The organism is Vibrio sp. 9-16B-A1, assembly GCF_056726165.1.
In genome coordinates this window covers 345,341-370,888 of record NZ_JBSDZD010000004.1, presented here as the reverse complement: position 1 = coordinate 370,888, position 25,548 = coordinate 345,341, and the positions used below count along the sequence as shown (strand labels likewise).

Here is a 25,548-nt window from a genome sequence, read left to right as displayed (position 1 = left end):
TCGCTCCTTATTGTTCAGACAGCTTGGTGAATCGAAGGTTAAGCAGTGCAAGACCACCCACCAGCAGGAAGATCAGAGTTGCAATCGCACTTGCCAGACCGAAGTCCTGACCACCACTACCTTCAAACGCGATACGGTAGGTGTAGCTCACCAGAAGGTCGGTGTAACCAGCAGGCTCTGAAGTTCCGATCATGTTCGGGCCACCCTGAGTCAGAAGCATAATCATCACGAAGTTGTTAAAGTTAAACGCGAAGCTGGCAATCAGCAGTGGCGTCAGTGGTTTGATCATCAGCGGAACGGTGATGTTCATGAAGTTCTTGAACGGACCGGCACCATCGATAGCAGACGCTTCGTACAGGTCATCCGGAATCGCTTTCAGCAGACCCATACACAGAATCATCATGTAAGGGAAGCCCAGCCAGGTGTTCACGATAAGAACCATGATCTTGGCCAGCAGCGGGTCTGAGAACCAGTTCGGGCTGATACCGAAGATGGTCTCCAGCACCATGTTGATTTCACCAAAGCTCTGGTTAAACAGACCTTTAAAAATCAGGATAGAGATGAATGACGGAACCGCATAAGGCAGGATAAGCAGCACGCGGTAAATTGCGCGGCCTTTCAGTGCTTCCCACTGAACAAGACTGCCAAGCACCAGACCGATTACCAGGGTCAGGCCAACCGAACACGCCGAGAAGACAACTGTCCAGATAAAGATGCTGACAAACGGCTGTTTGATACCTTCGTCTTCGTAAACACGCTCAAAGTTAGCAGTGCCGATGCCGACAACAAATCCAGGAGAAATCTGGCTACCGATAAACTCGCCATTTTCATTCACTGGCTGGTAGTAACCGATCTCCATATTTGGCATCAGGGTTTCACCCGTCTTGTTGTTTACAAGAGCCTTACCGTCACCCTGCACTGTGTACAGCGGAGCAATCGCTGCGAATTTACGCAGGCCGCTCATACGGATATCTTTGCCATCCGGCTTGCGCAGATCCAGACCACTCAGGGTTGCACGGCTCTTAACGATGGTTTTGATTGGTTCTTTCTTACCTTCTACTTCCGGCACAGGTGCCAGCTCAAGGGTAAACTCAGACACGTTCGCAAGATCGATCTCTTTAGTGGCAAGCAGCTGCTCACCATCTTTAATGACGATGCGATGACCGTTATCTGTTTTCAACAGGTCGAAAGAGTAGCTCTCGCCACTTTGATAAGTCTGATCGAGCAGTACAGACTGCGCCCGGTCAAACGAAAGTTGGTTCTTGGCACTGTAGTTAGTGAATGCAAGCCCAATGGTGTATGCCAGTGGGAAAAGAATGAAGAGGATCATGCCCGCGATACCTGGGTAGATATAACGGTGGGCGTATGTCTTCTTACTGCCGAAAATATATAGTGCCAAAGAGGTGAGCAGGATAGTGAGCATGGCAAAAGCCATTTCGCCACGCGAGTACATCAGAATACTTGCGTAACCGTTAACAATGCCCACTGTCGCCAGAAGCGACCATTTAATAAATACCTGCTTACTGGTCTTAGGTGCCGCTACATTGATAGCGTCTGTGCCTTGAACTGACTGCATAAGAAACCTGCTAGCGATAAAAGTAAAGAAAAGGAGGGGTTACCCCCTCCTTAAAAGGGTGGAACTTAAGACTTATGAGTAATCAAAAATGATTACTTGGTCATTTGTTTTTCTGCGTCAGCCAGAGCTGCGTCTACAGTCTGACGACCATCAACCACGTTAACTACCGCGTTCTTAGCAGAGCTCCAGAAAGCGTTCATCTGTGGGATGTTAGGCATGATTTCACCGTTCAGGGCGTTATCCATGGTTGCTGCGATACGCTTGTCTGCGCCCAGCTCTTCCTGGAAGCTGTTCAGTGCTACTGCACCCAGTGGCTTATCATTGTTAACCATACGCAGACCATCGTTAGTTAGCAGGTAGTTCTCGATGAACTCAACCGCCAGGTCTTTGTTAGGAGATGCAGTGCTGATACCTGCAGTCAGTACGCCAACGAAAGGCTTAGATGACTGGCCGTTGAACTTAGGAAGAGTGGTTACGCCGTAGTTGATACCAGACTTCTCGATGTTACCCCACGCCCATGGGCCGTTGATGGTCATCGCCGTGTTACCTTTGTTGAACTCAGACTCAGATACTGAGTAGTCCATATCCGCAGAGATAACGCCTTTCGCTACCAGGTCTTTTACGAAGTTCATTGATGCTTTAACGCCTGGCTTGTTGATACCAGCGTCTTTCACATCGTAACCGTTAGAAGTGTATTTGAACGCGTAACCACCGTCAGCAGCCATCAGAGGCCAGGTGAAGTACGGTTCTTTCAGGTTCCACATGATGGCAGATTTGCCGTCTTTCTTCAGTTTCGCGTCAAGTGCCGCTACTTCTTCCCAGTTTTTAGGTGGGTTTGGAACCAGGTCTTTGTTGTAAATCAGAGACAGTGATTCAACCGCTACAGGGTAGCCGATGATTTTGCCTTTGTATTTCACTGCGTCCCAGGCGAAATCTACGATACCTTCCTGAGTTGCTTTAGAAGGTTTGATTTCAGCCAGCAGGCCAGCTTCTGCGTAACCACCGAAACGGTCGTGCGCCCAGAATACAATGTCAGGGCCGTCGCCAGTTGCAGCAGTTTGCGGGAATTTGTCTTGCAGCGCGTCTGGGTGCGCTACAGTAACTTTGATACCAGTATCTTCTTCGAACTTTTTACCTACTTCAGCAAGTCCGTTGTAGCCTTTATCACCGTTAATCCAAATGGTCAGTTGACCTTCCTCGATAGCAGCATGAGCGCCAAAAGAACCAAGAGCAGTTAACGTACACACTGCAATAGTGCTTAGAGCTTTTTTCATTTTGTAATCCTTTTATACTTGAATGTAGGGCATTCAGTTATTACCAGTGCCTCTGAAATCGCCAGTTGATAATCTGAGATACCAGATCAAAGCCGAATTTCGACAGTAATCATCATAGAAGACGCAATCCAGCTCATCATCCTAAACTCTACGCCCTCCCCATTATGGCGCATTTTCGTGATCTCCATCGGCACAGCCCCGGAATGAGATCACAAAACTGTCACGCAACGTGATCATACGCACATTTAAAGGGCGTATTTTTTTGAAGTCGGCCTAAAAACCGTTTGCGCCCCTCCTCCCCCTCTACTCCCCCTTGAGTTTTTTATCATGGGAGGATGTTTCGCCTGCCGGGATCGCACAAACTGCATCTGTCCGACAACGGATGCGAATAATCAGGGCACCAGCCCGTTTTACGAGCCGGAGTTGTTGCGCAGGTGTCATTTAAACGTGAGTGGTATATCTGTACGGGGGAGTACGTTTAAATGATGGCGAGGGAATGCGTGACAGTGTATTGGCTACGATGGGTGACGAATAACTCAATTAATTAACCGTCACCCTTTTTTTCTTATTTACTGTTTCCTGTCGGTTAGTGTTCGCGGCAAAGATACCTATAATGCGAACGGTAACTGCTAAAAAAAAATCAATCGAGGACGAGCTAAATGGCGAGTGTCACTTTAAAAGACGTATCCAAGGCATACGGTGACGTACTGATTTCAAAGAACGTTGATTTAGAGATTAAACAAGGCGAGTTTGTAGTATTTGTTGGTCCATCAGGTTGTGGTAAATCCACCCTGTTGCGCTGTATTGCAGGTCTGGAAGACATCACATCAGGTGACCTGTACATTGGCGATCAACGTATGAATGACGTAGAGCCATCCAAACGTGGCGTGGGCATGGTATTCCAGTCTTACGCGCTCTACCCTCACTTAAACCTTTATGACAACATGTCTTTCGGCCTGAAGCTGGCAAAAGCAGACAAGGGCGAAATCGACAAGCGCGTATCTCACGCGGCAGAGATCCTGCAGCTGGGTCACCTTCTGGAGCGTCAGCCTAAAGCGCTTTCCGGTGGTCAGCGTCAGCGTGTGGCTATCGGCCGTACCCTGGTTTCTCAGCCAGACGTATTCCTGCTCGATGAACCGCTTTCTAACCTGGATGCAGCGCTGCGTGTACAGATGCGCTCACAGATCACCAAACTTCAGCGCCAGCTGGGCTGTACCATGATCTACGTTACCCACGACCAGGTGGAAGCGATGACCATGGCAGACAAGATTGTGGTACTGGACGCAGGTTACGTGGCGCAGGTTGGTAAGCCTCTTGAGCTTTACCACTACCCACAAAACCGCTTCGTTGCTGGCTTCATCGGTTCACCTAAGATGAACTTTATGAGCGTGTTCATCGAAACCGCAGAGAAAGACCGCGTAATGGTTCAGCTGTCTAACGGCCAGGCATTCTGGATCCCGGTTGACGGCACCACAGTAACCAAAGGCGAGCGTATGTCTCTGGGTATCCGCCCTGAACACATCATCACTGCAGATGAAAATGCAGACGCGGTTATCGAAGGTGAGGTAATGGTGGTTGAGAAACTGGGCCACGAAACTCAGGTATACCTCAACCTTGAAGACGCAGATGCAGACGTTATCTACCGCGCACCAGACACCCTGCCGGTTGAAGCGGGTCACACCTACAAGATTGGTATTCCTGCGCACCGCTGTCACCTGTTCCACAGCGATGGCACCGCGTGCCAGCGTCTCTACAAAGAGCCAGGTGCTGAATAAAAGTTCTGTTACACCTTATCCCCAATAAGGCTTCAAGCCCTCCTCGTGAGGGCTTTTTTCTTTTTTAGTTTCCGGATTCCAGGCAACTCACCTCCACCTTCTGCTCCCCCCCGGCCTCTTCCAGCGTCAGGGAGAGCGGCAACTGGCCGCTGTCCAGCCGGTAGGTCAGGGTTGCGCCCGGTGAGGCGTAGTAACTCAGCCGGTTTCCGGTGTGGGTGATTAAGGTCAGCGAACCCTGATATTGCTGGCTGATAACCGTCAGCAGCACTTCATCAGAGCGCAGTTCACAGTGGATGAGTGGATCGGTTTCCAGAACCTTTCCGGGCGGGAGAGCCCCTGCAAATGAGAGGGTGGAGAAAAGTAAAGCGGCGCCTGGCGCCGCTTTGAGGAGAGGGCTTACCATTGAGTAATAGTCACATTACTGTGCGTGGTATTCGTCATATTAACCTGGGCGTAGTCGTAAATAGTCTGCGTAACAGCAACTTCGTTACCGTAACTGTTTGTCGCAGTCACAAGAGCTTTCGAATATGACTGATTTTGGTCAATATCTACTTCGTTCTTCGCCCCACCATCGATTTTCACTTTCGCATAGTTATCTTTACCCAATTGATCGACAAAAACGTTGTTTTCATCGGTACCATTAATAAGGTCAAGATAGGCATCATTCCCCGATGAAGTTACAGCAGCATCCGTACCCTGGTTTACTTTTACGGTATTTCTGAAAGCATCGCCCTGAACGTACAGGCGAACGTTGTTATCTGACTGGGCCTGCACAATCTCGACATCTGTCTGACGAACAGCAGCAGCTCCATAGCCATCACCTTTCAGCTGAACATTAGCATTATGACCTTCACCAGACTGCTTAACTGAAATTGTCCGGTCAGTATATGCGCTGCGGGCAAAGTCAGCCTTAACGTACGCTGTCTGATTTGCGCCAGTTTGCTCAATTGAGGTATCGAGGTTAAAAGTTGTATCAGTATTTACTGTTGCGTTATGTGCGCCTGTATGGCCCCGCTGATAAATTACGTTATCGGAGTAAGCTCCGTTTTTTGCCGTTACCGTTGCATTGTGATCTGGTCCAAACTGATCGATATCTGCAGTCGCTTTATAGGCATCAGTGATCGTCACCCTTGCGTCAACATCAGCATCAATGCGTTGCTTATTTTGCTGATGAATGTTCACATCTGAATAGTCCGCATCTGTCAGTTGAACTACGCTGTAATTATCCTGACCAGCGGATGCAAATGTACCTGAAGCAAAAAGCGCAGCAGAAATTGCTATAGCTAACTTTTTCATTATGTCGTCCCTATTATTTTCCATGTTGAGGTCGCCGTGTAACACACTACTGCTTAACCTGTATGGCACGGCTCATATTGTGGATAATGACCAACTGGTCACCTCCGTTTTGAATTACGTTGTAGTCCTGGGCACCCGTGCCGTACAGTGCGGCGATATTGCCGTTGTTATACTGCTCGATACTGATGTCTCCCGCCGGGCTGGCACCCTCACAGCCCAAATCAGCCCCCAGCGCACACTGCTTGAGTACCGCTGTGTTGTGGCTGCCATGCTGCACGATATAGCCACTGTGCCCCACTCCGTCCTGCTCTATCCAGGCCAGGTTGTAGCTGCCATACGCCTGCTCAGTTGCTGCTGTATTACCCTCTCCCCGCTGACGGATCCCGGCCAGCGAACTGGTGGTCCCTTTTTGGACCACTGCTGCCTTATTTGCCCTGGCACCGGTATTGGCCTGCTCAATCCACACCATTGAACCGCTGCTGTCTTCAATGTTCACAGCAGCAAAGTTCCGTTCAGACACCTGCATGGCGGACAGCTCATCCATCACCTGCGAGCCATCAAATTCTGACGAGAACGGACGGTCGAGAGCATAATTGAGTTCCGCCAGTGCGAATGGAGCAACCACGGAAGAGGCGGCCATCACAACAGCCAGAGTAAATACCCGTTTTGCTGTTTTCATACCCACTCCAAAATTCATCCCTTTGCATAATCAAAATATACCCCCGGTTATTCCGCCTCATCAATAAACTTTAAATGGAATATTAAAAACATCATCTTCCCTTTATTATCAGAGGAAAGAAATAGCGTAATAAATTAGTTTACCGTTCTGAACCAATTACTGACCAAAAGCATTAGAAATGAGACAAAATATTGAAAATACAGCAAGTTATATCTTCCAATCTTAGCTCAACATATTATTGTCAGCAGATGAAAAACGTCTCAAAGATTAGAATGCGGTTCGTCACCCTCTTTAAGACTTAATTAAACACCCAGGCAAAGCTAATATATACGACAAGGTAACAAACTTATTAATTGCAATGGTATTACGTCAGAAATGGTTAATTGCGGCTCTTCTGATACCGCCCCTTTTTTCTCATGGTACTGAAAAGCCGCTTGAAAACGGGACACCACTGGAAAACGGCAAACAGCTGGAAGGCAGCTCACCCAGGTTTCACGACTTCAGTGAAGTGGGCGGGCTGATTGTGGACCGGACCATGACCCGGATCGGGGAGGAGTTTTACTCCGCCTTTTCCCAGCTGATGAACGACAGGTATGAAAACCTGGATGAGAACCTGACGGTGACAGAGCGGCCAACGGCCCTCTCCGGCAGCATTATCAGCATCTGGCACCGCAACAAAGCTATTTACCGTACTGCGCTGTCTCCGGGCAGACGCAAGACGGAAGACAAAGCCAATGAGGCCCTGAGAGTCGTCGGTTCCTACATAATCCGCTGGGAAGCCGAACGACTGCTGCAGGACACCTTCGATCTTGATTACGATGAGCTATAACGAGGCAAGGATGAAAAGCAAAGCCACAGTGATCGGTCTGTTAATCAGCGCCTGTCTGCTTCCTCAGGGAGCCGGCGCCACAGAGCTGGTCTATACACCGGTCAACCCAAGTTTTGGCGGCAACCCGCTTAATACCTCTCATTTGCTGGGTGTCGCCAACGCCATTAATGACTACAAGCCGCCTGCCGACCCGGATCTGGGTTTTGAAGAGCAGAGCGCCCTGGACCGTCTGGCATCGAGCCTGGAGTCACGTCTGATCAGCCAGCTGCTGGCAGACGTGGGTAACGGCAATACCGGCCAGCTGGAAACCGATGACTTCTTCCTCAATATTGTCGATGACAACGGCACCCTGCTGGTGCAGATCGTCGATAAAAACACCGGGGAGTCCACCGAAATTCAGGTCTCCGGCCTGACCCCCGACATGTAGGAGTCATCACATGAAATCACTTTTTGTCAGTCTTATTCTGCTGGTGATGACCGGGTGCAGCTCAAGTCTTGCCATTCCCGATCCCGATGCGGCGCCGACCCTGATGCCGCGCGGCGCAACTTATGTTGACCTTATCTCCCTGCCTGCGCCAAAGGGAAAAATCCTGGTATCTGTGTATGATTTTCGGGACCAGACCGGCCAGTACAAACCGCAGCCTAACAGTAACTTCTCCACCGCCGTACCCCAGGGCGGGACCGCGCTGCTGACCAACTCACTGCTCGACTCCAACTGGTTTATACCCCTGGAGCGGGAAGGGCTGCAGAACCTGCTCACCGAACGAAAGATCATTCGCGCAGCGCAAAGCAAAGATAAGAAAGTGAAAAACCACGGCGTGAATCTGCCTTCGCTCAGCTCGGCCAATATCGTGGTGGAAGGAGGAATCGTTGCCTACGACTCCAATATCAAAACCGGTGGCATTGGTGCCCGCTATCTGGGGATCGGCTCTTCCGGTCAGTACCGGACCGATCAGGTCACCGTGAATCTGAGGGCGGTAGATGTGCGCAGCGGACAGATCCTGCTCTCAATCACCACCAGCAAGACCATTTTCTCCCATGAACTGACCGCCGGTGCGTTCCGCTTCATCGATTACAAAGAGCTGCTCGAAGCCGAAGTGGGCTACACCCACAATGAACCGGTCAATATCGCGGTAATGTCCGCCATCGATGCAGCGGTGATCCACATGGTGGTCAAGGGCATTAAAGCCGGGCTGTGGCAACCGGCCCGCTCCGATTACAAAGAAAACCCAATCCTGCAGCGTTACGAAGCCCAGAAGCATCAGATACTTTAAGCGCTTCCCCGGCACCGCATGGACGCGGTGGCCGGGGTTCTTTCCTGGCCAGAAAGAAGCAAAAAGGGATGCTGCGGCATCCCTTTTCTTTTCTATTATCACCCTTTCTGGTGTGGCGGTTATTTAACTATACAAACTCTTCGCTGGCGACGTTCTCTTTCACCCACAGCAGGGCCTGGAGACGGTTTTTCACCTTAAGCTTCTTAAACGCATTGTGCAGGTGCGTTTTAACGGTATTTTCACTCACATAAAGGGCATCAGCGATCTGCTGATTAGAAGCGCCATCACCAAGCATCTTGATGATCTGCTGCTCTCTTTTGGTCAGGATTGAATAGTCCGAATTCGTGCTGATATTTTGCCGCTCGCGGTAAAACTTGATGTACTCGTGCATCAGACGCCGGCTGAGCCACAGCTCACCCTCAAGCACCTTGGTGATCCCCTGGATCAGGGTCTCCAGGGAATCGCTGGTGTAGAACACTCCAACCAGGTTGCGCCACTTGAGCATCTCTTTGTACTGGACTTCACTCTGACAGTTAAGCAGCACCTCTTTACATTCACCGCTGCAACCGGCTCGCAGCTGCTGATAATGTTCCAGAACACCATCTTTGCACGTTGCCAGATCGATGATCATCAGCTCCGGCATTTGCCCGGGAGCCACCTCTTCCAGCGCGGTCAGCTTATCCGGAGACACCAGTTTAATTGCAAGGTTTGTTTCTTTTTCTATCGACTCCTTGAGGAGTACAGACTGCAAACTGTTATCCGCCAAAAAAGCCGCATGAACTCTGGCAACAGATCCTGTCTCCATACCAAACTCCTTCCTAAACCAACCATTGACCTGACCAATCTATCAACTGCGCATTACGAGTCAAATCAATGAAATCGATTACAGTACGCATTTTATAAAGAGCTAATTAACAAACTGGTAATTAATCATGAACTTAACCAGGAAGTCTCTTATTTAAGAAAGCAGTTGAATAAAAATCAGTATGATACGGATAACAAAAAAGGTGCCCAGAGGCACCTTTTCATCGTAACGCAAAAGTTTAGTGGACCGGCGCGTCCGTTTTTGCGTAGAACTGGCCGAAGTGCTCTTCCAGCACTTCCGGAGTCAGTTTGCCTTCGGCTTCCAGCTGCTTCAGCTTGGCAACCACGGCTTTCTGCTCTTCCATTGATGGCAGCTTCACTTCCGGCTCGTCACCGGCCTGCTGGCTCATCGCTTCCAGTTCTTTTTCAAAATCGCTCATTGTGATGTCCTGGTTAACTTATCTGACCGGGAGTCTACCCAATTTACCTTACAGTTTAAAGCCACCCACCATAGCATCGAGGCGACGTGACAGCTCAGAAAGCTCGGCACTGGCCTGTGCCAGCTCTTCTGCAGTGCTGGTAGTCAGCTCGTTAATGGCATTGATTTCCTCAATATTTTCATTGATGGTATGCACAACAGTGGACTGCTCTTCGGTCGCGGTCGCCACCTGAGTATTTCGGTCAGAAATATCGGTAATGCTGCCGGAAATCTCCGTCAGCACTTCCACCGCCTGATCGGTAGACACCACGCCCTGGTGAGTGACTTCCTTACCCGCTTCCATCGCATTCACCGCGTTTTTAGCATCGTCCTGAAGCTGATTGATCATCTTCTGGATCTCTTCAGTCGAGTCTGCAGTGCGGCTCGCCAGATTACGTACTTCATCCGCTACCACGGCAAAACCGCGGCCCTGCTCACCGGCACGCGCCGCCTCAATCGCAGCGTTCAGCGCCAGCAGGTTGGTCTGGTCTGAAATATCACGGATCACGTCCAGGATAGAACCGATGTCCTGGGTAGTGCCCGCCAGTTTCTGAACCACACTGCCGATATGGTCGATATCAGACGCCAGACGGCTGATCGCATCCTTCGCTTTGTAAATCACATCACGGCCATGAGTGGTGCTGCTCTCTGCACCATTGGCAGTGTCAGCAGCGGTTGCCGCGTTAGAAGCAATCTCGCTGATAGTGGCACCCATCTCGTTAATCGCAGTCACCACCTGAATAGTCTGGTCACGCTGGTTCTGACTGTTATCGTGGGTAGTAGTTGATTTCTCTGCCACGCCCTGAGCTGCAATCTGTAACGCCTGACTGGTTTCAGCCACCTCTTTCACCGAGTGGTGGATCTTTTCGATAAAGCCGTTAAAACCCTGAGACAGCTGCGCAAGCTCATCGTTACCCTTCACTTCGATACGCTGCGCCAGGTCACCGTCACCTTCACCCAGCTCACGGAAACGAGCGGCGATCGCCTGAATAGGACGGGTAATTGTGCTCGCCAGAAGCAGACCAAGGAAAATAAAGCCGGCAGCCACCACGATTGTGGTGATCAGCATGTAACGTGCCGTCTCATTCAGCTCGGCAAATACCTCGCTGGTTGGCACCTGAGCCACGATAAACCAGTCCATGGACGGTACGTAACGGCTGGCGATAAACACCTCAGTGCCACCATCTTCAGCGGTGATCAGGTTAAAGTCGCCTTTGGTCAGCAAAGTACGTGCTTCCGGACCGTAAAGAGCCGTCAGGTCTGAATTACGTTTGCCTGAGTGTTTGTGGATCTGCACTTTACCTTCTGCGTTCGCCAGGAACACAAAACCGGTGTCTTCAATCTGAAAGCTGTTCATCAGCGACACCATGTCGTTCAGCGACTTGGACAGCCCGGACATCGCCAGACCATTCAGCTGCTGATAGTTGGCAAACATTTTCACTTCGCCATTGGCTTCGGTAAATACGCTGACACTGGTTGGCTGGCCCGAACCGGTAAAGCCAAAGAACCAGCCATCCTGCTGCTGATTCAGTTCACGCAGGAAGCCGCCCTGGTTCCAGTAATAAGCTGTATTACGGTTAGCCACCGAGGCATCGTTCAGACCGTACTGGTCGCGAACCACGTTAAGCTGTTCAACCAGCAGCTTTTCCACTTCCGGGTCACGCGCGGTCGTGGCAATCGCCTCATGAATGAACTTGTTACTCGCCAGTTGCTCGGCTGCCGCCAGCATCTGAGAGACTTCTTTATCAACCTGCTCACCGACCAGGTTAAGCATGGATGGCAGTTCAATGTCCACCAGGCGGTGTTCCAGCACGCCGCGCGACTGGCTGTAGGACATAAAACCGACCAGGCAGGTAGACGCCAGTACCGCAACGGTGATCCCGGCGACGATTTTCTGTTTTATTGAAAGAGATGCGAACATATAAAAGTGGCTCCGATTCCTGTGCAATCGTTGTTTTTGTTGTAATTCAAAGGGGGGTTTAGCAAAACCTTAATTTCTATCGGCTGAGTATACGCGAGCTTTACCGTGATTTTTTTCCGGCGCCCTGATGCGCAAACGGTTGCCAAACTAACCCTTTAACTGTAGAACTTGCTTTCCTTTACTGATCAATATTTTATTGCAGAAATGCAAAGGAACTTTTTTTTGTGATCAAAGTCCGAATCCGAGTAATTCAATGAGTCTGGAGTAGTCGCACTATGCATTCGAGCTCTTTTCAGCAGCTGCAAACCTATCTTAACGGCCAGGTGGTCGGCCAGCATGAGCTGGTAAAACAACTGCTGGTGGCCCTTCTTGCCGATGGCCACATTCTGGTAGAAGGCCCTCCCGGCCTTGCAAAAACCCGGGCAGTCAAGTGCCTGGCAGAGTGTATCGAAGGGGATTTTCACCGCATTCAGTTCACCCCTGACCTGCTGCCTGCTGACCTGACCGGTACCGATATCTTCCGCCCTGAAACCGGTGAGTTCACCTTTCAGGCAGGCCCGATTTTTAACTCAATGATCCTCGCCGATGAGATCAACCGCGCTCCGGCCAAAGTGCAGGCGGCCATGCTGGAAGCCATGGCAGAAAAGCAGATCACCGCAGGCCGCAAGACATACGCCCTGCCGGAGCTGTTTCTGGTGATGGCAACCCAAAATCCGATCGAGCAGGAAGGCACCTATCCGCTGCCGGAAGCTCAGCTCGACCGTTTCCTGCTTCACCTTGAAGTCGACTATCCGGACGCGGACAGCGAGCTGGCTATTCTGCGCCTTAACCGTGGTGAAGCCATGGGTGAGCGGGCTGAAAAACCGGAGCAGCTGAGCCAGCAGCAGGTATTCGAAGCTCGCCAGGCAGCACTGCAGACTCAGATGGCAGGCAGCATCGAGGCCTATATCGTCCGGCTTATCATGGCAACCCGTGAACCGGAACAGTACAGTCCTGAACTGGCAGGCTGGCTGGAAATGGGCGTCAGCCCGCGGGCAACTATCGCGCTCGACCGTGCCTGCCGTGCCCACGCCTGGCTGTCTGGCCGTGAGTTTGTTACCCCGGAAGATGTGCACGCCATGGCTTACCCGGTACTGCGCCACCGCCTGCTGCTGAGCTACCCGGCCCAGGCGCAGGGTATTCGTGCCAGCCAGGTGATCGACAAGCTGCTGAGTCTGGTCGGCAGCGCCTGAGGCCCGTTATGCAACAGCAACTACCATTTGGCAGCAACGGGGTCGAACTGACCCTGACTGAGCTGCTGGAATACAAAAATCACAGTCTGAAATGGCTGCCACCAGCTCGCAGCCTGTGGTCTCAGATGAGTGGTGGTCATCAGAGCCGGCGCACCGGACGCGGTATGAACTTCTCTGAAGTGCGCCGCTATCAGGCCGGTGATGATATCCGCGCCATTGACTGGCGGGTCACCGCCCGGACCGGAAAGCCGCATACAAAACTGTTCAGCGAGGAACGCGAGCAGCCGGTGATGCTGTATATCGACATCAGCACCAGCATGCGCTTTGGCTCCAGCCTGATGCTTAAATCTGTCCAGGCCGCCCATCTGGCTGCGCTGATAAGCTGGCTGACCACGGCCTCTCAGGACAGGATCGGTGCCCTGATCGACGATGGCCATCAGCTGACAGAGCTTAAACCCACCGCCCGCGCCAAAGGCACCCTGCACATGCTCGACCGGCTGGTGTCGCTGCACAATGCGGCTCTCACTCATCCTGAGAGTGCTGCTTTGCCGGTCAGCCAGGCCCTCAAAGCCCTGCATCGCCTGTGCCCCAAAGGCAGTGACATCATTCTGATCTCAGACTTTCAGCGTTTTGATAAAAATGATGCAGCTCAATTGAGCCAGCTCAGGCAGCACAACCGGCTGAGAGTTATCTCGGTCTATGACCCGCTCGAACAGGGCCAGACCCCATTTAAAGGGCAGGCCCGGGTCAGTGACGGAGAGCATGGGCAGTGGCTCAACTTTGGCTCCCGCGCCCTGCGCCGGGCATTTGCCAGCCAGTGGAAAGATGGCCAGAGCCATATCAAAACCACCTGTGACCAGCTGGCGATTCCGGTGCATTTTCTCTCCGGCGGAATACCGCTGCTGCCCCAGCTGGCCCAAATACACACTCAGGAGGATCCTCTTGGCAACCGCTGATACTCCCCTGCAACTCGCACCGCTGCACCTGCCACCGGAACCGGGTCTGTGGCCACTGGCCTGGGGCTGGTGGGCGCTGCTTGGCCTTGCGTTGATGCTCATCATTGCGGCCGCATTCTGGTGGCAACGAAGACGCAAACACCACCAGGCCAGACGTGATGCCCTTTGCCAAATGACACAGATTCAGGACGCTCAGGGCGCGATGGAACTGGCCCGCCGCGCAGCGCTGAGTTACTTTCCCCGCCAACAGGTCGCTGGTCTGCACGGTCAGGCCTGGCTTGCATTTCTTGACGAGCAGCTTGATAAGCCACGCTTTTCGCCTCATTTCGATGAGTGGCAACGGGCTCTCTATCAGGACGCCCCACTGTCACCAGAGCGGCTGAATGATGTGCATCACTGGCTGAGTAAAGCTCTGCCACCCAAAAAAGGAGGCAGCCATGCTTGATTTTACCTGGTGGTGGGCGCTGGCGCTGCTGCCATTACCTCTTCTGATCTACCGCTTTGCCCCACCGGTTCGCGAAACCGCAGAGATCCGCCTGCCCTTTGTTCCCACAGGGCATACGGCCGTAATTACCCAAACCCGGCTGCCAAAAATCCTCGCGATTGTCGGCTGGGTAAGCCTGGTCATCGCCTGCGCCCGCCCGGTATGGCTGGGTGAGCCGGTCGAGTACCATCCCAAACACCGGGACCTGATGCTGGTGGTGGATCTTTCCTACTCCATGAGTCAGGAGGATATGAAGTATGACGGCGACTATATCGACCGCCTCAGCGCGGTAAAAAAGGTGCTGTCGGAGTTCATTGAACGCCGAAAAGGTGACCGGATCGGGCTGGTATTGTTTGCCGACCACGCCTACGTTCAGACCCCGCTGACGCTCGACCGGACAACCGTCAAAGCGCAGCTTGACCGCGCCGTGCTGCAACTGGTCGGTACCCGCACCGCGATTGGCGACGGTATTGGTCTGGCAACCAAGACCTTTATCGACAGCGACGCGCCGCAGCGGGTCATGGTGCTGCTCAGTGACGGCAGTAACACCGCCGGGCTCCTCAACCCGCTTGAAGCCGCTGAAATCGCCAAAAAGCATGATGCGACGATTTACACCGTGGGTGTCGGCGCCGGTGAAATGGTGGTGAAAGGCTTTCTGCTCAGCCAGACGGTCAATACCGCGGCCGATCTCGACGAACAGACCCTGACTCAGATAGCCCAGATGACCGGCGGTCAGTATTTCCGTGCCCGCGATGCCGCGCAGCTGGCAGGGATCTACGACCAGATAGACAAACTGGAACCGGTCAGCGGCGCAACCCAGACCTGGCGTCCCCGGACGGAATGGTTCGGCCTGCCACTGGCGCTGTTTTTACTCTCTGCCATGACACTTGGCTGGCTGAGGAGGCAGCATGATTGATTTTGTATTTCTTTACCCGTGGGCACTGCTGGCGCTTATTCCGGCACTGATCATCGCGGCGCTGTGGAAACGCAGCGCTGGCAAACAGGGCCTGATTGCCCCGCATATCGCCCAAAGGCTGGCTCAGGTCAGCCCGTCATCCGGCAGCATGCGTGCGTTGCTGCTGTTTGGCTGGATAACCGGTGCTGTCGCGCTGGCGGGCCCAAGCTGGCAAACCGCCAGCCGCCCGGCGTTCCAGAGTGATGCTGCGCGGGTACTGGTGCTGGATATGTCCCGCTCCATGTATGCTCAGGACGTAAAGCCGAGCAGGCTGGCACAGCTGCGTTTTAAAGCACTGGATCTGCTGCCGATGCTGAGCGAAGGCAGCACCGGTCTGGTGAGCTTTGCCGGAGACGCCTATACCCTGAGCCCGCTGACCAGCGACAGCCACACCCTGGCAGAGCTTATCAAACACCTCAGCCCGGACATCATGCCTTATCAGGGCGGCAATACCCGGGCCGGGGTCGATCAGGCCATCAACCTGATGAAAGAAGCCGGTTACTCCTCCGGAGAGATCCTGCTGCTGAGCGATGATCTCAGTGACCGTCAGCTGGAGCTGCTCGATGAAGTGGAAGACAACTGGCGCATTTCGGTACTGGCTCTGGGCAGCCGCAGCGGCGCGCCCGTCACCCTGCCGAATGGATCTTTGCTGAAACGGAGTGACGGGGTCACCGTGATAGCCAAAACCAATATGGATAACCTGGCCACGCTGGCCTCACGTCATGGCGGCGTGTTTACCAAACTGACCGCCGATAACCAGGACCTGGAACGGCTCGCAGACGGAGGCCCCGGCCTGCTGCAGGGCGCCAAATCCGGTGAGCAGGAAACCCTGGAGCACAGGGTAAACAACGGCTTCTGGCTGCTGCCGCTGCTGCTTGTTCCGGCGCTGGCTATGTTCCGCCGCGGCTGGCTGTTTGGTCTGTTGCTGCTGCCGTTTGTTCAGCCTCAGCCGGTGTACGCCGCCGCTTTCTCGACCGGCGATCAGCTGGGCTATTCGGCTTATCAGGCCGGGGATCACCAGGCGGCTGCAGAGCAGTTTTCTGACCCGGCATGGAAAGGGGCCGCCCTCTACCAGGCTGGCGAGTACGCCGAAGCCGCCAGAGTGCTGGCTCCGCTTACTGATGACAGATCGCGCTACAACTACGCCGGCGCACTGGCACAAAGCGGTGAGCTGGAAAAGGCCAGGGACGTCTACCAGGAACTGCAGGAAAAAGACCCGAATAACCCGGACATCCGGGGCAACCTGGAGCAGGTTGAGCAGGCGCTGAAGCAGCAGGAACAGCAGGAACAGCAGGAACAGCAGGAACAGCAGGAACAGCAGGAACAGCAGGAACAGCAGGAACAGCAGGAACAGCAGGATGATGGCACCGGTGGTCAGCAGAAGCAACCACAGAACGGGGAAAACTCTGCCGGTAAGCAGCAGCCTCAGTCCGGCGGACAGCAGAGCCAGGATGACCGGCAACAAAGTCAGCAGGGTCAGCAGGGTCAGCAGGGTCAGCAGGGTCAGCAGGGTCAGCAGGGTCAGCAGGGTCAGCAGGGTCAGCAGGGTCAGCAGGATGCTGATAAGGCTGCTTCAGAAGATCAACCATCGTCTGAACAAAACGGCCAAACCCAGAATAAACCGAAGCAACAGCCAGAGCCCGGCCAGAACGAAAGTGCCCAAAGCCAGATGAAAGCTTCTGCAGAGCAGGGAGAGTCTGAACAGGAACCGTCTCAGGTGGCTGCCGCTCAGGGTCAGGCCGGTGACGGCCAGGACGCGGATCCGGTAATGCGCAAGCTCGAACAGGTTCAGGCGCAGGCGGACCCGGCGTTTCTTCTTAAAGCACAAATGCAGTTGCAGGCGCAACAAAAACCAACACCAAAGGATAACGAGCAATCATGGTAACGCATTCAATAATCCGGCGACCTCTGGTGCTTTGTCTCTCTCTGGCAGCCCTTGTGTGTGGCAGCCTGAGTCAGGCAGCCACACTGACAGCCAGTGTCTCACGCAATCAGGTATCCAAAGATGAAGTCTTCCAGCTCAAAGTCGTACTGGATGACTCAGCAGACGGCGACGAGCTGGATCTGTCCGGCCTCAACCCGGATTTCTACGTCAGTGGCCCGCGCTTTGGCTCTTATACCAATAACATCAACGGCAAAGTGAGCCGGCAGAGTGAATGGAGCATCGCACTCGCAGCCTCCCGCCTTGGCGTACTGACGATTCCGGCGTTTGAGGTTCAGGGTGCCAAAAGCCAGCCAATCAAAATCCAGGTCGCTGCTGACCCGGGCGCTCCGGCCCAGGACGATCTGCTGGACTACAGCGTGAAACTCGATACCAATGAGCTGTACGTGGGCGAACGGACCCGGCTGACCACCCGCCTGATCCTCAAATTTGACCCGCGCCGCCTGCAGGGAAGCCAGGTCACCCCACCTCAGGGAGACGGGCTGACCATCACCCCACTGGGCCAGGGCAAACAGTATCAAACCGTAATTGACGGCATCGAGAGCACGGTCGTTGAACAGCAGTTTGACGTGCTGGCAGAGAAAAGCGGCGAACTGACGCTAGCACCGACCGCGCTGACCGGACGGGTGATCAACCGTAACCGCTATGGCTCAACCCGGCTGGTGGAACTGGACAAACTGCCCGCTCCTGTCTCCATCCGTGTCAAAGGCAGGCCCGCCGGTTATCAGGGGGTGTGGCTGCCGACCTCCCGCCTGACACTGAACCAGTTGTGGCAGGATGGCGATGGCGCGCGGCTCACGGCCGATACGGTTGAACTTGAAGTGGGAGATGTGCTGACACGTACCCTGGTACTGAGCGCACGCCATCTCAGCCAGCAACAATTACCGGAACTCAGCCTCAGCTACCCGCCAGAGTTTCGTCTCTACCCGGAGCCTGCGCAGTTCAGCGAGAATGACCAGGGTGATACGGTCATGACGGTAAAACAGGTTCTTATCGCCAACAAGGCTGGTGAGTACCAGTTGCCCGGAGTCAACATCAACTGGTGGAACACAAAGGCCGATAAACCAGGCAGTAGTCAGGTCAGCGGCCTTCGCGTCAGTGTCTCCCCGGCAACAGCAAGCCCTGAATCAACAACGCTTCCGGCACCTGCGGCGCAAACCAGTCAGGTGCAGCTCGTCTCCGATGCGGGCTGGTGGCCATGGCTGAGCCTGGCACTGGGCGCTGGCTGGCTTGTCACTCTGGTATTGTGGTGGAAAACAGGCCGCCAGTCGGCAGTAAAACAGACACCGGAAAAAGCCGTCAGCAGTGACAGCCACCAGGCCCTGTTTACGGCGATCGACAACCAGGACGGCATAGCTTTTACCCGCCACTTAAGTGCCTGGAAACTGCAGTATCCGCTCAACGGGGAGGATGCCCGCCAACTGCAAACGGAAGTGGATGCCTTTATGGAGAGCCTTTTCGCCGCGGAGAACGGTGCCAAAAGCTTTGATCCGGCCAGGCTGAAAGCCCTGCTGAAACAGGCCAAAGTGCCCCGGGTCAGTTCCGGCGCATTAGAGAAGCTGTAAACAGCCGTTAAGTTAAAAAAAACGCCTCCATTCCGGAGGCGTTGATTTATCAGGCTCAGGTCTGTCAGGCAATAGCCTGGTTTAAGATCCGCTCAGCGGCCTGCAGGTCAATCCTCTGCTGCTCGCCAAGCCGGATCTGTCCGTGTGCCACCAGTTGGCCGACCACATTCCGGATCGCCCCTTCTTTATCGCCCGGGTAATCCGTCAGCTGGGTATCCACATCCAGCACGCTGTAGAACACTTCAATCTCATCGATGGTACGTTCTGCCAGGTCTTCACCCGGCTCCAGACCAAACACGTACAATCCCATCTGCTCCAGTTTGGCACGCTTGGCGTCTATCTGATCGCGCAGCAACGCTGGCTGGATCATCGCCAGCGAGCGGGCGTGCTCAACACCAAACAGTGCCGTCAGCTCATGGCCGATGGCATGGGTCGCCCAATCCTGCGGAACACCGGAGCCAATCAGGCCATTAAGAGCCTGGTTAGCGGTCCACATCAGGTTTTCACGCCAGATGTCTGTATCACGCAGCTCGAAAGTTTCCCCCAGCTCCAACAGGTTACGCAGCAGGGTTTCCGCGTAGCCATCCTGCACCAGCGCGCCCACGTCATACGTCAGGTACTGCTCACAGATATGAACCCAGGCATCCACAATACCGTTGATCAGCTGCCGCTCCGGCAGGGATTTCATGACATCCGGATCAAGCACCGCAAACTGTGGCTGCACCTCAGGTGAGAGAAAGGCCAGCTTATCCTGAGTCGTGGCTTTGGTGATCACCGCCCCGGAGTTAGATTCAGAGCCGGTAGCAGGCAGGGTCAGTACCGCGCCGAGCGGCAGCGCCCGGTTCACTCTGTGATGGCCGGTCAGAATATCCCAGCCATCACCTTCGTAGCAGGCAGCCGCGGCCACGTACTTGGTGCCATCAATTACAGAGCCACCACCGACCGCCAGCAGATAATCCACGCCCTGCGCTTTTACCAGCTCCACCGCTTTATCCAGGGTTTCTACGCTCGGGTTCGGCTCAATACCGGAAAATTCCAGCCAGTCGTGGCCCTCAAGGGCGGCCGCCACCTGGTCATAAACGCCATTACGTTTGATTGAACCACCGCCATACAGCAGCAAAATTTTGCCCTGTTTGGGAAGCGCCTGAGTCAGGGCTGAGATTTGTCCCTGGCCAAAAAAGATCCGGGTTGGATTGGAATAGGTAAATTTCATGATAACCGCCAGCTGATTTGAAATATCAGCTAACAGCATAGCGACCGGATATGACAAGTCCGCGATACGACTCACAAAAAAAGGCCAGCCAACCGGCTGACCTGATTCTGTTTTGTTTCCGCTCAGGGTTATGACTTCTTCGGCCACAACTCTGCGGTAAACGGCGTGGCATCACTGCCGCACAACGCCTGATAGACTTGCTGCAGTTCACCGGTACCAATCTGGTCCATATATGGCTGCGGATTTTCCAGCGCGGTATGGTCATAGCCGTAAAGGCTGGACCGCATCAGCCAGCCAAGCTGCTGGGCAGGATAATCACGCATGTTTTTCAGATCCGCGATCAACTGAGTTTTGGCCGTATCCAGTTCCTTCTGGCTGAAACCTTTCTCCAGTGACTGCCTTACCTCTTCAAGCGCCTTCTTCGCACGCTCCACGTCTTTCTGATCCAGCGTCAGGCTGATCGCAACCGCTGACAGGTCCGCTCCGTCTTCAGTCACCACCCCCAGTTGCGGGGTGTAATCCAGGCCGTGTTCCTCACGCAGCACATTCCGGTAACGGCTGTTAAGAATGTGCTGGACCAGATTAACCTCAAGCAGCTCCCGGGCCGTTTTTGGCTGGTAACCGCTGACATACAGCTGGCTGAGCAGGACATGGTTCTCGTTGGAGGTTTCCATCCGCAGATCACTCACCTCCGCGTTCACCGCACCCAGCTGAGGCTGGTGCTGCTGTCGCGGCAGGTAATCAATACTGGCGACATAGTCGCGCAGATATGGCTCCAGCTCCTGCGGCTCTATATTGCCAACCACTACCAGGTGGAAGTCATTTTTCTCCCGGAACAACTGCTGATAGATGGCATCAAGCTGCTCCGCCGTGACCTGCTCAGTCTGCTCAGGCCCGGCCCACTGGTAATAGCTGTCTGCGTTATACAACGCCTGACGGCTCGCCACTGTCATACGTGTGTACGGAGATTCCAGTGCCTGACGGGCATTGGACACGCTCGACTCTTTAACCAGTTCCAGCTGACGGGAACTGACCTTCAACGAAGTGGCTGCGGTGTACAACGCCGCGAATGCCTCCGGCAGTGACTTACGGCTGGCCGTCAGCTCAATTCCATGTGAGCCGGAGATGAGCACCGGATAGAGCGCGACATTATGCTCTTTCAGGTAACGGTCCAGCTCCACCGCATCAAACTCACCCAGCCCACTGCGGGTAAATACCTCTCCGGAAATCTGCGCTGCCGGGTTATCCTCCGCATCGAGCGATTTGATCCCGCCACGGGCAACGTACGCCAGATAGACGTCGTTTTCAGCTTTCTCAAACGGCAGGAACCAGGCCTGAACACCGTTATCCAGTGTCCAGTGGTGTACCCCACCGCTCAGCTGCTGCGACTCAACCAACTCGCCCTTTCGCGCCGGAGCGACAAAGCCTTCCGGGGTATTAGTGACCAGTACACTCTGACCCGGCGCTTCAAAGGCACGCACGAATGGCAGGTTCAGGTCCCACAGCTTAAGGGTGCGTTTCTCCCTGTCCAGCCCTTTGCTCCCCGGCATGGCGTAGACCATTTTGCGTGGCTTGCTCCCCAGCCATTCGCCCGCTATCTGACTGGCTTTCTCCAGTGACACGTTGTCGATAAACGTGCTCAGGTTACGGTGATAATCAGCAATCGCCTGGTAAGGCTCGTCATCAATCAGGGTATTAATCCGGTAATTGGCGATCGAGCGTGAAGTGGTGTTGGTTTCCGCAAGGTCGATATCATCGCGCTCACTGATAAAACCGGACAGGGCCGTTTTCAGCTCTGAGCGGGTAAATCCATGGTCGCGGATACTGGCCAGCTCGGCGGCCAGAAACGGCTGTACCTTCTCCCGGTCCTGCTCAATGAAGTCACTGTATACCACGCCGTACTGCTGCTCGTAGACAGTGTAGAAGTCTGCAGCAATGCTGTTAACCGGTATGTCCAGCTCAAAGGCACGGGACTGAAGGCGATTAGAGATCAGGGTATTGACCAGGTTTATCCACATGCCCTGGCGCTGAGTGTCAAGGTCATGCCTGTCCAGGGTACGCAGATGATAGAACACCGCGGTACTGCTCTCGCCTCCCTGCGGCGTATCAAGCAGCAGTGGACCATCATTCCACACTTTGACTGGTGGTACGGTCACTTTTTCCGGCAGCGCAGCTGACTGCCAGCCGGCGAAGTGCTGGCGGATCTGCGCGGCCATCTTATCGTGGTTAAAATCCCCCACTACTACCAGCTCAGTGTTATTTGGCCGGTACCAGGTCTGATAGAATGCCCGGAGTTCATCCGGATTCATCTGTTCGATACTCTGCTGGTTACCAAGCACCTTATAAGTCAGGTAAACAGAGTCGCCAAGGGCAATATCAAAGGCCTGGGCATTAACCGAAGGCTCATTGGACTCTCCTACCCGTTGCTCACCGAGTACTACCCCTTTTTCCTTTTCAATCTCAGTCAGGTTAAAGGCAATCCCGTCACCCACATCCCGAAGCCAGGTCAGGGCAGTTTCCAGGCTGGCGCTCTCCGGCAGGGAGAGGCTGTAGCTGGTTACTTCGTGCGAAGTAAAGGCATTGAGGTCCGCACCGAAACTCATCCCCTGCTGCTCGAACGTAGAGACAATCTCCGTCCCTTCAAAGTTGCGGGTACCATTGAACGCCATGTGCTCAAGGAAGTGCGCGTAACCATACTGCTTTTCGGTTTCCTGAAGGGCGCCGGCGTGCACCAGCATTCTGATTTCAAGCGGCTGTCCGGCTTTATGGTACAGATGATAGGTCAGGCCATTATCCAGCTGGCCCTGTTGCCAGCGGCTGTCGGCCTGAATATCCGGGGTAGTCTGACAGCCACTGAGGGTAACCGTAAGGGATAGCGAAGCCAGCACAAGTCCGGCCCGCGGCGGGGGATAAATCTTGATCATATAATTTTCCAATCATTCCCTGAGGGAGAAATAAGTCTCACTTATACCACCCCTGACCGACAAGATCCAATCGGAGTTACATCAGTATTTACTTATTAATTAACAGGTTAGCTCAACCGACTGATAACCGGCTATCTGATTTCGTCCTTTTTCTTTTGCCTGATACAAAGCCTCATCCGCCTGGATATAGAGCTCATCGAAACAGAAGGATTCCGGTAACACCGGAGTTACCGCATAGCCAACCGAAACCGTCAGCACCTGAGCAGCGTCACTGTGCCTGTGTTCGATGCCCTCGGCTTCAATCGCAGCCCGGATCGCTTCAGCAAGCGCAGCCGCTTTCTCCTCTGTGGTATGAGACAGGATCAGGGCAAACTCTTCACCGCCAATACGGCAGAACATCTCGTCGCCGGAGGTACAGAACTGATCGAGAATATTGGCCAGCCGGATGAGGGCAATGTCCCCTTCAAGGTGACCGTAGTGATTGTTGTAGCGGCCAAACAGGTCGATATCGAGCAGGATAAGACCAAAGCCCACCGGCTGATCGCTGCTGATCGCGCCCAGCATCTCAAGACGTTTCTCCAGCTGACGCCGGTTGCCAAGACGGGTGAGTGGATCGATAACAGACAACAGTTCCAGCTTACGGTTAGCTTCTTCCAGCTCAGCAGTGCGGCTGGCAACCTGTTGCTCAAGCGTCTCATTGAGGGTACGAATCCCTTCCTGAGCTTTAGTGCGTTGCAGCACTTCAGCAAGGTTAGAAGCAAACATCAGCAGCAGCTCCTGAAGCTGAGAGGTCATCGGACGGCGGGAAAGCAGGTTATCTGCGGCAATAAACGCTATCGGACCTTCGGTATTGCTTTTAAGCATGATCATCCCGGTCCAGCCAAACCCGACGATGCGCCGGTCATGATAGATAGGTACTGACTCTTCGAATGAAAGCTCATTGGGCTGCTCGATGGCATTGCGTACCAGCGGGCGGTCAAACTGAATCGGATTGCGGTAATAGCTTTCATCGACCACTTTACCCTGGATGTCTGTCCCCCAGGTGCCCTCCATAAAGGTCAGCTCAGAGTCGGTGAGAAACACCGCCATCCGGTCGATACCAAGGCGTTCAATCGCAAAAGAGACCGCAGAGCGGCAGACGTCCCGGACTGTGGTACAGCGCGACAGCTCAACCATGCAGGAATGAAGCAGGCGCATATTCTGCTCCTGACGCTTGCGGATATAGATCTGGGACAGCAGCGAGCCGAATGATTTGAGGATTTCGCACTCATAATCGCTGATCGGCTCACGATGAATAAAGTTGTCAAACGCGACCCAGCCCACCGGGTCTTTTTCATCACGCAGGATCAGCATGCCATTCCAGCCCTGACCAATCACATTACCCGCCGAGTAGAGCGGTGCTTCATCGATGATCACCAGATTTTCATCCGGATTATACAGCGCATCGATATAGCGACTTTCGAGCTGATGAATATCGTAGGCAGTATGATGTTCTGAAATGGTATTGCCGGACTCATCTGTACCGTAAGTGCCGGTAAAACAGCGCTTTTTAAAATCAAGCAACATAAAGACACTGCGATCAAAGCCCAGCTGGTCACGCATCGCTTCAACGATCCCCAGGTAGAGATCATCCAGCGCATTGGGATTGGACAGCTCAACCGCTACCTGTTGCACCAGCTTGAGTTTTTCAATGAACTGTTCCCGCTGACGGATCTGATCCAGGTATTTTGCCTCGCGGACGTCGCGGTTTTTAAACTCCAGCGCCGCATTGCGCTCAGCCCGCAAACACTGCCAGCGGGAGGCAACGAAGTGCATCACATCCAGGTCGTGCTGGTAGACGCTGTCAGGGCCCATCTTAGGGTCGACCGCTTCAATAAACAGGTAGGTACGCCACTCAGGATGGTTGTCAAACATCATGATGTAGCAGTCACCACCCAGTGCTTCGCGGTAGTTCCAGGAGCAGGTATTGATTTCAAGCGGGATCAGGTTATCAGCAGTATCGAACTGAGAAGCCCAGGTCCAGAAGGAGGCAGGGAAATTAATGACCGGGGTATAGTCACCACAGGCATAAAGAGGGTTAGCCCCGGGATTAAGCAGGGGATCAGAAATAAAATACATCGCCCGGGGTCTCGATTTCTCCCCCAGATACTCAAACACCGCATCTGCGACCACCTTAATGTCGCGTGCTGACGATACACACGATACTAATTGCGTTTTTTGCACTCTTCTTATACCCCGGGCACTTTTTTAATCGGATTGAATAAGCCAACAAGAAAAAGGTATAAAACGGTGGTTTTTTATGCAACACAGCGGACATGCGACTGATAACCAAGCCGCATTTTTCAGGGGTTCAATGCTTTATTTCGCGATG

At 53.7% G+C, this 25,548-nt stretch carries 21 protein-coding genes; 10 read left to right on the top strand and 11 right to left on the bottom strand.

What is annotated here, in order from left to right; all coding sequences use genetic code 11:
- Positions 1-7: 7 nt before the first annotated feature.
- Together malF and malE are read right to left on the bottom strand one after the other, a co-directional pair.
- Entirely contained in the window at positions 8-1,576 is a 1,569-nt protein-coding gene (gene malF, locus ACVB80_RS09600) for a maltose ABC transporter permease MalF (protein WP_481081058.1), read from the bottom strand.
- A 92-nt stretch (positions 1,577-1,668) separates the two neighbouring features.
- On the bottom strand, positions 1,669-2,850 hold the full coding sequence (malE, locus tag ACVB80_RS09595; RefSeq protein ID WP_481081057.1) for a maltose/maltodextrin ABC transporter substrate-binding protein MalE: 1,182 nt from the start codon (positions 2,848-2,850) through the stop codon (positions 1,669-1,671).
- Positions 2,851-3,509: 659 nt separating this feature from the next.
- Here malE and malK point away from each other — a divergent pair.
- Positions 3,510-4,625: a maltose/maltodextrin ABC transporter ATP-binding protein MalK gene (gene malK, locus ACVB80_RS09590; protein WP_481081056.1), complete on the top strand. Its 1,116-nt coding sequence runs from the start codon at positions 3,510-3,512 to the stop codon at positions 4,623-4,625.
- A 64-nt stretch (positions 4,626-4,689) separates the two neighbouring features.
- Here malK and ACVB80_RS09585 read toward each other — a convergent pair whose 3' ends face one another.
- The 3 genes from ACVB80_RS09585 to ACVB80_RS09575 are packed head-to-tail and all read right to left on the bottom strand — an operon-like array spanning position 4,690 to position 6,600.
- The gene (locus tag ACVB80_RS09585) at positions 4,690-5,028 is read right to left on the bottom strand and encodes a hypothetical protein (protein WP_481081055.1); all 339 of its coding nucleotides are present in this window, start codon (positions 5,026-5,028) and stop codon (positions 4,690-4,692) included.
- The gene (locus ACVB80_RS09580) at positions 5,022-5,921 is read right to left on the bottom strand and encodes a hypothetical protein (RefSeq protein WP_481081054.1); all 900 of its coding nucleotides are present in this window, start codon (positions 5,919-5,921) and stop codon (positions 5,022-5,024) included. Before ACVB80_RS09580 ends, ACVB80_RS09585 begins: the two co-directional genes overlap by 7 nt.
- Positions 5,922-5,967: 46 nt before the next feature.
- On the bottom strand, positions 5,968-6,600 hold the full coding sequence (locus ACVB80_RS09575; RefSeq protein WP_481081053.1) for a curlin subunit CsgB: 633 nt from the start codon (positions 6,598-6,600) through the stop codon (positions 5,968-5,970).
- A gap of 358 nt (positions 6,601-6,958) precedes the next feature.
- Here ACVB80_RS09575 and ACVB80_RS09570 point away from each other — a divergent pair, with 358 nt between their 5' ends.
- From ACVB80_RS09570 to ACVB80_RS09560, 3 genes are read left to right on the top strand one after another with little or no spacing between them, the layout of a single operon-like run.
- Positions 6,959-7,429 carry a curli production assembly/transport protein CsgE gene (locus tag ACVB80_RS09570; protein WP_481081052.1) on the top strand — a complete coding sequence of 157 codons (471 nt, stop codon included), beginning with the start codon at positions 6,959-6,961 and terminating at the stop codon, positions 7,427-7,429.
- Between the two features lie 10 nt (positions 7,430-7,439).
- A complete protein-coding gene (locus ACVB80_RS09565; RefSeq protein WP_481081051.1) occupies positions 7,440-7,856 on the top strand; it encodes a curli assembly protein CsgF in 417 nt (138 codons plus the stop codon).
- Between the two features lie 10 nt (positions 7,857-7,866).
- Entirely contained in the window at positions 7,867-8,703 is an 837-nt protein-coding gene (locus ACVB80_RS09560) for a CsgG/HfaB family protein (protein ID WP_481081050.1), read from the top strand.
- Between the two features lie 127 nt (positions 8,704-8,830).
- Here the strand turns inward: ACVB80_RS09560 and ACVB80_RS09555 are convergent, their stop codons facing one another.
- The 3 genes from ACVB80_RS09555 to ACVB80_RS09545 all read right to left on the bottom strand — a co-directional run bounded on the left by ACVB80_RS09555 (position 8,831) and on the right by ACVB80_RS09545 (position 11,906).
- Positions 8,831-9,508, bottom strand: a complete 678-nt coding sequence (locus tag ACVB80_RS09555; protein WP_481081049.1) for a LuxR C-terminal-related transcriptional regulator — start codon at positions 9,506-9,508, stop codon at positions 8,831-8,833.
- Between the two features lie 238 nt (positions 9,509-9,746).
- Positions 9,747-9,947 (bottom strand): restriction endonuclease subunit S, encoded by a 201-nt coding sequence (locus ACVB80_RS09550; RefSeq protein WP_481081048.1) that lies wholly within the window; start codon positions 9,945-9,947, stop codon positions 9,747-9,749.
- Positions 9,948-9,995: 48 nt separating this feature from the next.
- Positions 9,996-11,906: a methyl-accepting chemotaxis protein gene (locus ACVB80_RS09545; RefSeq protein ID WP_481081047.1), complete on the bottom strand. Its 1,911-nt coding sequence runs from the start codon at positions 11,904-11,906 to the stop codon at positions 9,996-9,998.
- A 275-nt stretch (positions 11,907-12,181) separates the two neighbouring features.
- Here ACVB80_RS09545 and ACVB80_RS09540 point away from each other — a divergent pair, with 275 nt between their 5' ends.
- From ACVB80_RS09540 to ACVB80_RS09515, 6 genes are read left to right on the top strand one after another with little or no spacing between them, the layout of a single operon-like run.
- Positions 12,182-13,138 carry an AAA family ATPase gene (locus ACVB80_RS09540; RefSeq protein ID WP_481081046.1) on the top strand — a complete coding sequence of 319 codons (957 nt, stop codon included), beginning with the start codon at positions 12,182-12,184 and terminating at the stop codon, positions 13,136-13,138.
- A gap of 8 nt (positions 13,139-13,146) precedes the next feature.
- Positions 13,147-14,094 (top strand): DUF58 domain-containing protein, encoded by a 948-nt coding sequence (locus tag ACVB80_RS09535; protein WP_481081045.1) that lies wholly within the window; start codon positions 13,147-13,149, stop codon positions 14,092-14,094.
- Positions 14,081-14,539, top strand: coding sequence for a DUF4381 domain-containing protein (locus ACVB80_RS09530; protein WP_481081044.1), 459 nt, complete (start codon positions 14,081-14,083; stop codon positions 14,537-14,539). The genes ACVB80_RS09535 and ACVB80_RS09530 overlap by 14 nt, the downstream gene beginning before the upstream one ends.
- Positions 14,532-15,494: a vWA domain-containing protein gene (locus ACVB80_RS09525; protein WP_481081043.1), complete on the top strand. Its 963-nt coding sequence runs from the start codon at positions 14,532-14,534 to the stop codon at positions 15,492-15,494. The genes ACVB80_RS09530 and ACVB80_RS09525 overlap by 8 nt, the downstream gene beginning before the upstream one ends.
- Positions 15,487-17,418 (top strand): VWA domain-containing protein, encoded by a 1,932-nt coding sequence (locus ACVB80_RS09520; protein ID WP_481081042.1) that lies wholly within the window; start codon positions 15,487-15,489, stop codon positions 17,416-17,418. Before ACVB80_RS09525 ends, ACVB80_RS09520 begins: the two co-directional genes overlap by 8 nt.
- Complete coding sequence (locus tag ACVB80_RS09515) at positions 17,412-19,040, top strand: BatD family protein (RefSeq protein ID WP_481081041.1); 1,629 nt, start codon at positions 17,412-17,414, stop codon at positions 19,038-19,040. The genes ACVB80_RS09520 and ACVB80_RS09515 overlap by 7 nt, the downstream gene beginning before the upstream one ends.
- Positions 19,041-19,104: 64 nt before the next feature.
- Here ACVB80_RS09515 and ACVB80_RS09510 read toward each other — a convergent pair whose 3' ends face one another.
- The 3 genes from ACVB80_RS09510 to ACVB80_RS09500 all read right to left on the bottom strand — a co-directional run bounded on the left by ACVB80_RS09510 (position 19,105) and on the right by ACVB80_RS09500 (position 25,295).
- Positions 19,105-20,253, bottom strand: coding sequence for an iron-containing alcohol dehydrogenase (locus ACVB80_RS09510; protein WP_481081040.1), 1,149 nt, complete (start codon positions 20,251-20,253; stop codon positions 19,105-19,107).
- A gap of 128 nt (positions 20,254-20,381) precedes the next feature.
- Positions 20,382-23,177 carry a M16 family metallopeptidase gene (locus ACVB80_RS09505; RefSeq protein ID WP_481081039.1) on the bottom strand — a complete coding sequence of 932 codons (2,796 nt, stop codon included), beginning with the start codon at positions 23,175-23,177 and terminating at the stop codon, positions 20,382-20,384.
- 99 nt (positions 23,178-23,276) lie between these two features.
- Complete coding sequence (locus ACVB80_RS09500) at positions 23,277-25,295, bottom strand: sensor domain-containing diguanylate cyclase (protein WP_481081081.1); 2,019 nt, start codon at positions 25,293-25,295, stop codon at positions 23,277-23,279.
- Positions 25,296-25,548 lie beyond the last annotated feature (253 nt).

Excerpts from the sequence above, each read along its gene's own strand:
- malF (WP_481081058.1), bottom strand. The coding sequence starts at position 1,576 with ATGCAGTCAGTTCAAGGCACAGACGCTATCAATGTAGCGGCACCTAAG.
- malE (WP_481081057.1), bottom strand. The coding sequence starts at position 2,850 with ATGAAAAAAGCTCTAAGCACTATTGCAGTGTGTACGTTAACTGCTCTT.
- malK (WP_481081056.1), top strand. The coding sequence starts at position 3,510 with ATGGCGAGTGTCACTTTAAAAGACGTATCCAAGGCATACGGTGACGTA.
- ACVB80_RS09585 (WP_481081055.1), bottom strand. The coding sequence starts at position 5,028 with ATGGTAAGCCCTCTCCTCAAAGCGGCGCCAGGCGCCGCTTTACTTTTC.
- ACVB80_RS09580 (WP_481081054.1), bottom strand. The coding sequence starts at position 5,921 with ATGAAAAAGTTAGCTATAGCAATTTCTGCTGCGCTTTTTGCTTCAGGT.
- ACVB80_RS09575 (WP_481081053.1), bottom strand. The coding sequence starts at position 6,600 with ATGAAAACAGCAAAACGGGTATTTACTCTGGCTGTTGTGATGGCCGCC.
- ACVB80_RS09570 (WP_481081052.1), top strand. The coding sequence starts at position 6,959 with ATGGTATTACGTCAGAAATGGTTAATTGCGGCTCTTCTGATACCGCCC.
- ACVB80_RS09565 (WP_481081051.1), top strand. The coding sequence starts at position 7,440 with ATGAAAAGCAAAGCCACAGTGATCGGTCTGTTAATCAGCGCCTGTCTG.
- ACVB80_RS09560 (WP_481081050.1), top strand. The coding sequence starts at position 7,867 with ATGAAATCACTTTTTGTCAGTCTTATTCTGCTGGTGATGACCGGGTGC.
- ACVB80_RS09555 (WP_481081049.1), bottom strand. The coding sequence starts at position 9,508 with ATGGAGACAGGATCTGTTGCCAGAGTTCATGCGGCTTTTTTGGCGGAT.
- ACVB80_RS09550 (WP_481081048.1), bottom strand. The coding sequence starts at position 9,947 with ATGAGCGATTTTGAAAAAGAACTGGAAGCGATGAGCCAGCAGGCCGGT.
- ACVB80_RS09545 (WP_481081047.1), bottom strand. The coding sequence starts at position 11,906 with ATGTTCGCATCTCTTTCAATAAAACAGAAAATCGTCGCCGGGATCACC.
- ACVB80_RS09540 (WP_481081046.1), top strand. The coding sequence starts at position 12,182 with ATGCATTCGAGCTCTTTTCAGCAGCTGCAAACCTATCTTAACGGCCAG.
- ACVB80_RS09535 (WP_481081045.1), top strand. The coding sequence starts at position 13,147 with ATGCAACAGCAACTACCATTTGGCAGCAACGGGGTCGAACTGACCCTG.
- ACVB80_RS09525 (WP_481081043.1), top strand. The coding sequence starts at position 14,532 with ATGCTTGATTTTACCTGGTGGTGGGCGCTGGCGCTGCTGCCATTACCT.
- ACVB80_RS09520 (WP_481081042.1), top strand. The coding sequence starts at position 15,487 with ATGATTGATTTTGTATTTCTTTACCCGTGGGCACTGCTGGCGCTTATT.
- ACVB80_RS09515 (WP_481081041.1), top strand. The coding sequence starts at position 17,412 with ATGGTAACGCATTCAATAATCCGGCGACCTCTGGTGCTTTGTCTCTCT.
- ACVB80_RS09510 (WP_481081040.1), bottom strand. The coding sequence starts at position 20,253 with ATGAAATTTACCTATTCCAATCCAACCCGGATCTTTTTTGGCCAGGGA.
- ACVB80_RS09505 (WP_481081039.1), bottom strand. The coding sequence starts at position 23,177 with ATGATCAAGATTTATCCCCCGCCGCGGGCCGGACTTGTGCTGGCTTCG.
- ACVB80_RS09500 (WP_481081081.1), bottom strand. The coding sequence starts at position 25,295 with ATGTATTTTATTTCTGATCCCCTGCTTAATCCCGGGGCTAACCCTCTT.